Below are 6,667 nucleotides of genomic sequence, written 5' to 3' on the forward strand. Positions count from 1 at the left end.
CCGTGCTTGGTGTGGGTCAAGAGATTAAAGTGTCGTTAACACAGGTTGCAGAATGTTTATTCACCTCACCGCGTCATGCACGAAATCTGGTGGCTAAAATGCAGCAACAAGGTTGGCTCAATTGGCAACCCAAAGTCGGACGTAACCAACGCTCGATACTGCGCCTGAACCTCGATTTAGACACAATCAAACAAACGCTCGCGAAAGAGCAAATTTTGGCTGGGAAATATGAAAAAGCCTTAACCATACTAGATAATGATGAGGTAGTGTTTGGGCGTTTGTTGCAAAGTACTTCCGGCGCATCTATTCGCGAAGGTCGCTTACACATTCAACTGACGTATAAACGACCATTTGAACGGCTAGTGCCCCATCAAATACAACGTAGTAGTGAGCGATTTCTGCTCAGGCAAATCTATTGCTGCCTCATCCAGTGTGATGAACAAGGACGCTTTCATCCAGAATTAGCCCATCACTGGGAGTATGATGCGCAACATTTTCAGTGGGTATTTTATCTTCGCCCCGGATTAGCGTTTCACGATGGATCACCGATTGATGCTAATACGATCGTGAGTTTATTTGCCAAACTCTCTAGTTTGGAAGAGTACAAAAAAGAGCTCGCGCATTTGGTTGATGTAAGCGCACCACAACCACAAAAAGTAGTATTTTCTCTTAATCAATCTGATTTAGGATTTGCAGGGTTGCTCTCTGGCGTCAAATATTCAATTCAACCAGCCAGCCAAGTGAACAATGCATACTCCCCAATGGTGACAGGTTGTGGCCCATTTCAAGTTCAAGATCACTCACCTCACAAACTCATTTTAAGCGCATTTGACCAATTCTATGGCTGCCGAGCTTTAACGGATCACGTCACAATTTGGATTTTAAATGAAGACGAGTTGTACCCTCAAGGCATGCATATCAAACAAAAAAATCAGCAACAAAACATCTCTTGCCACCACGATGTAGAGCTGAGTAACGTTGAAGAACTGGCGATCATCACCTCTAATCAGTCATCAAGAGTGGAAGATGGCTGCATGTTTATTTTGTTCAATCAAGGTGCTCATTCACCTCTCAATGAAAATCAGAAACGCTACCTAGCTACCGAGATATCTGGAGAAAAACTAGAGCACTATTTAGCACAACAACCAACTAAGTTTGACGCAGTCGTTGCCAGTAACCTACTGCCAGTATGGCAACCTGTGGTGCGACCACCAGCGCCCAAAACAAACCTGCCAAATCAAATCTCGATTGCCGTCTATGACTACACGGTACTGATTCATTGCGCCTTCGGTGTGAAACATATTTTAGAGGAGATGGGGCTGACTGCTGCCGTCAACATTTACTCCTACCGAGAATTGAATTTTCTGGCCCAGCAAGGCAAATTGTACGAAACCATAGTTATCACCAATATTAATTTAGATGACAATCGGCATTTCAGTGCATTTAGCCACTTATTTGGCAACCCAATGTTGCACCATTGCATTGGCCCCGCAGAGAGCCAATGGCTGCTCAAAGCGTTAATCGACATTCGATCAACGACACCATTGACACACTACCTTATCGCGTTGGAACCGCTAGCATCGAGTTTGATCAACGAATACTGCCTCGTCCCTTTGTTCCACCATAAGCAAACATTACGTTTTCAGGGTGTGCTCAAAGACGTTGCACTGACCAACTGGGGATGGCCTGATATTAAAAATGTGTGGTCCATTGATTAGCGAATAAATAGCCTGCGTAATATTGCCAGCATCACTAAACGATAACGCAGCATCCACTGGCTACGTGGCAACCAACGCTTAGAAAACAATACGGTTTTGGCGTGTGAAAAGGTCTTAAAACCTTCAATCCCGTGATAGTGCCCAACCCCAGAATCGCCAATACCGCCAAAGGGGGCATCATCGGCGGCCACATGTAACAGAGTATCGTTCACAGCTAGGCCACCACTATGCGTTTGTGTACTAACCTGTTTGATCACCTCGTGATCATCACTCATTAAATATAAAGCTAACGGACGTGGGCGAGCGTTGATATAAGCTATCGCTTCATCCAAACTGTGATAACTCAATATCGGCAATATGGGGCCAAATATCTCATGTTGGGATAACAACATATCAACCTTCAAATTCGTCACTAAGCAAGGCAAAAATTGATACGTTCCCGCTTTTGCATCGCCTTCTACGGGATGCAATGTGGCCCCTTTTTGTTTAGCATCGTCTAAGTATTGTTGCAGCCTATCAAACTGGGTTTGATTAATAATATGTGACGTATCATAGCCATCTTTAGTGGAAAAATAGCGCTTAAAGCGTTGCAGATAGAGCTCCACAAAGGCTTGTTGTTTGCCTTCCGGCAGCAAAACATAATCAGGAGCAACACAGATCTGCCCTGCATTGATGGCTTTGCCAAGCATGATGTTATCAACGCTACGCGCAAGGTCAGCATCAGGTGCAATGATCACGGGGGATTTCCCGCCAAGCTCTAACGTTACTGGTGTTAGGTTTTTCGCAGCCGCTTGGGCAACCAATTTACCTACCGGTGTTGACCCCGTAAATAACAGATGATCAAAGGGTAACGCACTGAACTGTGCGGCAACGTCAGCCCCACCTTCTACAGTATCAACCGCTTCATCGACCGTCGCAAAAATACGCATCAACACTTGGTTGGTGCAGGGCGTATGTTCGCTCAATTTGACCATAGCGCGATTACCTGCTGCCAATGCGGTGACTAATGGAGCCATACTGAGCACGATAGGAAAATTCCAAGGTACAATCACCCCCACAAGACCCAAGGGTTGATAGTGAACGCTCACTGTCGACGGCAGTAATAGCCAACCTACATGACGCGATTGCGATTTTGTCCACGATTTGAGGTGTTTTAGCGTGTAATTAATGTGTGAAACGGCCGGTAGCAGATCGCAAACCGTACTATCAAAGCGACTCCGATAACCATAATCCTGATTTAAGGCCTCAACGAGCGCGGCCTGTTCACTGAGTAACGCGGTTTTTAAGCGCTGCAACCAAATACGTCTTTGCTCAAGGCTAGGATACGGCTCTGCTATTGTCTGCTGTTTTAATCTAGTAAAAAGTGTCGTAACGTCTTTAGTTAAGGACTGTTGCTGTTCTGTTTCTTGCACCGTATTTCACCTCATTCGCAGCTAAGGCAGCGTCTTGGAAATGAGCTCAGGATTAATGCCAAAGCTGGCTTTATGTTCTTCAATCACAAATTCACTGCGCGTTTGAATCACTCCCGGCAATGTACCCAACTTGCCAGACATAAAACTTTGGTAGGCTTTCATATCTTTCACTCTCACTTTGATCATGGTGTCAAAATCACCGGACAATGAATAACATGCTTCAATTTCTGGGATGTCCGCCACTGCTTGTGAAAAGCGCTCAAAAATAGAGAAACTGGTTTGATCCAATCGAATATGAATGAACACTTGTACATCCAGACCTAACTTTTCTGGGCACAGTTCTGCATGGTAGCCTTTGATGTACCCTTCCTTTTCTAAGCGTTTGACACGATCAGAACAAGGAGATGTGGTTAAATTCACCAACTTTGCCAGCTCAACAACGGGAAGCCGTCCTTTACTGTGCAAAATACGTAAGATCTGTTGGTCGATGCGGTCTAGGCTCATGGTTTTGCACGGCGCTCTCAAAAGAAGTGATATGGCATACAATAATGGCTTACAGAGTTAAACCAACCTATCATCACAAGGCATTGTGATATAAATCACATAGAATAGAGGAACGTTATAATAAAAAGACTGAGGAGAAAAAAGGAAAAGAAAGTGAGCAAGCACCCACTTTCTTGTTTGTAATCTATTTATCGCCTCTTTACTTTGAGTACGTTGAGATGATTACAGTTTGAAACGAGAAATTTCTTTATCTAACTCATTCGCTAAACGGTGCATTTCATGAGCTTGTTGCACTGCATTTTGCGCATCACTGGCGAGTTGGTCGCTGACTTCACGTACCGATTCGGTGTTGCCATTAATATCCGCTGTCACCAAAGATTGCTCTTCTGCTGCTGATGCAATTTGTGTTGCCATATCACTGATCATCTGAATGGCTTCGCTGATTGCGTGTAAGCTTTCTCCTGTATGGTTCACATCTTGCACACTTGTTTCGACCAGTTTATGGCTTTCCGTCATGACAGAAACAGCATTGGTCGTTACCTTTTGCAAACCGGAAATTTTAGACTGGATCTCCTCGGTAGAGGCATGAGTGCGCTGAGAAAGCACTCGGACTTCATCAGCTACAACCGCAAAGCCGCGACCTTGCTCTCCGGCGCGCGCCGCTTCAATCGCCGCATTCAAGGCCAACAAATTTGTCTGCTCTGCAATCGAACGAATGGTCGACAGAATGGTTGAAATCTCATTAGCGTGCACTTCTAATTCACCAATGATGCCCACAGCACTGCTAAGCTCTTGTGCTAACTGATTGATTGACTGTTTGCTTTGCTGCATCTGGCGATAGCCTTGTGCACCAAGCTCAACCGATTCATTGGCATTTTTAGCGGTATTATCAGCATTGCCCGCGATTTCAGCGGTCGCAGACGCCATTTCAGTTACCGCAGTTGCAACCATAGTAATTTCATCTTGTTGAGTACGAATCCGTTCACTACGTTGACTGGCTGAGCTCGCGGCCTGTGTCGCTCCTTGGTTAAGGGAGACGGAAACATCACGTACGCTTTGCACCATGACATGGATGCGATCGACAAATTTATTGAACTTATCTGCTAAGATACCGACTTCATCGTCACTGCGAACGGCTAAACGACGGGTTAAATCGCCATCACCTTCGGCGATATCTGACAAAGCTTGAGCAATATTACTCAACTCATTCAACTGACGAGCGACGAACCATGAGGTCGCTAATGCCAAGATCACTAAAATCATCAAGCCAATCAAGCTCTGTTTCAATAGCATGTCATTGAGTGGCTGTTCAAGAACCGTTTTGTCCATCACCATAACCAACAGCCAGTCGGTATGTTCAATACTTTGCGCCATCAATACTTTGGCCTGACCATCAATATCAACAAAGAGTGGTAATTGAGAATTTGCCGCCTCTGATATGCTTTGAATGGTCAGTTGTGAGGCCATTTCTTGGGTAGGTTTTAAAATAAGCTCTTGATTGGGATGGGCAACAATTAGCCCCTTGGTATTCACCAAAATAGCATTGCCCTTCCCGGGAACCTCAATAGCTAAGACGTCCTTGATCAATTTACCCAAAGCTAAATTGGAAGCGGCGACGCCAATCAGTTGGCCATTTTGACGGACAGGTTCTGCCAATGTCACCACTAAGGTTTGCATGGTAACGCTGACGTAGGGGGCGGTTGTGATCGGTTTACCCGCGACTTTGGCTTCTTTATACCAACCACGCTCACGAGGATCATAACCATTTTGGTTACGCGATCCGTCATTGCGGATCATATCGCCCTGTTCATTACCGTAATAACTCAGCCCAAATTCACCAGACTCCAAGGTTTGGCGTAGGTGAGGAACAATGTCTAATTGTGGATTACGCTCGATTTCGTTTTTTAATCCTAGCAGCGTTTTTTGTTTGCCATTAAACCAGTCACCAATCCCTTTTGCATGAGCCTGTAATGTATTACGCGCTTCACTCTCAATCGCTCTCCAGCTGTCGGTTTTAAAGGTTTGATAGCCAACCATAACCAATGCAGCGGCTGTCAATGTAATAGCAGCAACCACAGAGAACACCATTTTTCTCTTTAAACTCAATTGCATTGCAATGCTCCTTGAAGCTTGTTCACCAAAGTAATGGGCTTGAGAGTATTACAACTATGGATTATTACTTTGCCTAAGTTCCCAATACTTGACACTCGTGCAATAGAACGGCACGTGAATGTGCGCTAAATCAAACTTAGTCAGCCGAATAAAAGCAAAATTATCTTTTGAGCGAGAGGCGCACTACGCCAAAAAACTTAGCGCAGTGCTGGAAGTATTTAGAGAACGCGGACGCGTGAGAAGTCGGTGTGGCTTAATGTTGATGGGTGATTACATACTCGGCAAAAACCTTGCTTTTCCATTTTGTAATGAGGTTCACCTTGTATAATGAGCGCAAAAAACTTTTGAACACCTTGCCACGTTGAACAAGGTTCTGACTGACAGCGCTTCATCACGACTTTATGTGGTGTCTCTTTACGACAACAGGTGCAATAAGCTTTTGACATGGTCCAATAATCCCTACAATTTGCATCATTATTGATAATTGACACATTTTGCGCCTACAGGTTCATTTTTCTCAAACTTTAGTGTGTGTTTCGTGAGCTATCTTCAAAAAACGTCCATCCCAATCTCCTTATTTTCTGCTAAGCACACTACACAATCTAACCTGTGTAAAAATCCGCCTTCTTAGAAGGCGGCTTTGATTTATAGCCCCCTATAAGGGGGCATCCCTGCGCTGCTAGTTTATCTTCAACTCTAACTGCGCCTCATATTCTTGATCTTTCTTGTCTTGGTGCCTTACGTAACGCCTGATGATTTCTTCATTCACACCAACTGTGTCAACAAAGTATCCCCTTGCCCAAAAATGATTACCCCACAGTTTCTTTCTTATATGTGGGAACTTGTTAAACAAGCGGATTGCTGAACGCCCTTTCAATACTCCCATCAACGTTGATATCGAAACTTTTGGTGGAACTATCA

At 44.5% G+C, this 6,667-nt stretch carries 6 protein-coding genes; 1 reads left to right on the forward strand and 5 read right to left on the reverse strand.

The genetic code is table 11. The annotated features are described in order from the left end of the window. The first annotated feature begins 2 nt into the window (after positions 1–2). Entirely contained in the window at positions 3–1,718 is a 1,716-nt protein-coding gene (locus AACQ42_RS16240) for an SgrR family transcriptional regulator (RefSeq protein ID WP_094166158.1), read from the forward strand. Here AACQ42_RS16240 and AACQ42_RS16245 read toward each other — a convergent pair. The 5 genes from AACQ42_RS16245 to tnpA all read right to left on the reverse strand — a co-directional run. Beyond that, positions 1,715–3,130, reverse strand: coding sequence for a coniferyl aldehyde dehydrogenase (locus tag AACQ42_RS16245; protein ID WP_094149282.1), 1,416 nt, complete (start codon positions 3,128–3,130; stop codon positions 1,715–1,717). The genes AACQ42_RS16240 and AACQ42_RS16245 overlap by 4 nt on opposite strands. 21 nt (positions 3,131–3,151) lie before the next feature. Continuing rightward, entirely contained in the window at positions 3,152–3,634 is a 483-nt protein-coding gene (locus AACQ42_RS16250) for an Lrp/AsnC family transcriptional regulator (RefSeq protein ID WP_010317305.1), read from the reverse strand. Between the two features lie 222 nt (positions 3,635–3,856). Then, positions 3,857–5,746, reverse strand: a complete 1,890-nt coding sequence (locus tag AACQ42_RS16255) for a methyl-accepting chemotaxis protein (protein WP_013868194.1) — start codon at positions 5,744–5,746, stop codon at positions 3,857–3,859. Between the two features lie 218 nt (positions 5,747–5,964). Beyond that, the gene (locus AACQ42_RS16260; RefSeq protein WP_013868195.1) at positions 5,965–6,192 is read right to left on the reverse strand and encodes a hypothetical protein; all 228 of its coding nucleotides are present in this window, start codon (positions 6,190–6,192) and stop codon (positions 5,965–5,967) included. 233 nt (positions 6,193–6,425) lie between these two features. After that, the coding region (tnpA, locus tag AACQ42_RS16265; RefSeq protein ID WP_141193167.1) for an IS200/IS605 family transposase at positions 6,426–6,667 on the reverse strand (242 nt) is incomplete at its 5' end.

This window comes from Vibrio sp. V12_P9A6T4 (assembly GCF_963874835.1).
GTDB lineage: Bacteria > Pseudomonadota > Gammaproteobacteria > Enterobacterales > Vibrionaceae > Vibrio > Vibrio anguillarum.

Bases quoted from the DNA above. Each gene is read 5' to 3' on its own strand.
- AACQ42_RS16255 (WP_013868194.1), bottom strand. From the start codon at position 5,746: ATGCAATTGAGTTTAAAGAGAAAAATGGTGTTCTCTGTGGTTGCTGCT.
- AACQ42_RS16260 (WP_013868195.1), bottom strand. From the start codon at position 6,192: ATGTCAAAAGCTTATTGCACCTGTTGTCGTAAAGAGACACCACATAAA.
- AACQ42_RS16250 (WP_010317305.1), bottom strand. From the start codon at position 3,634: ATGAGCCTAGACCGCATCGACCAACAGATCTTACGTATTTTGCACAGT.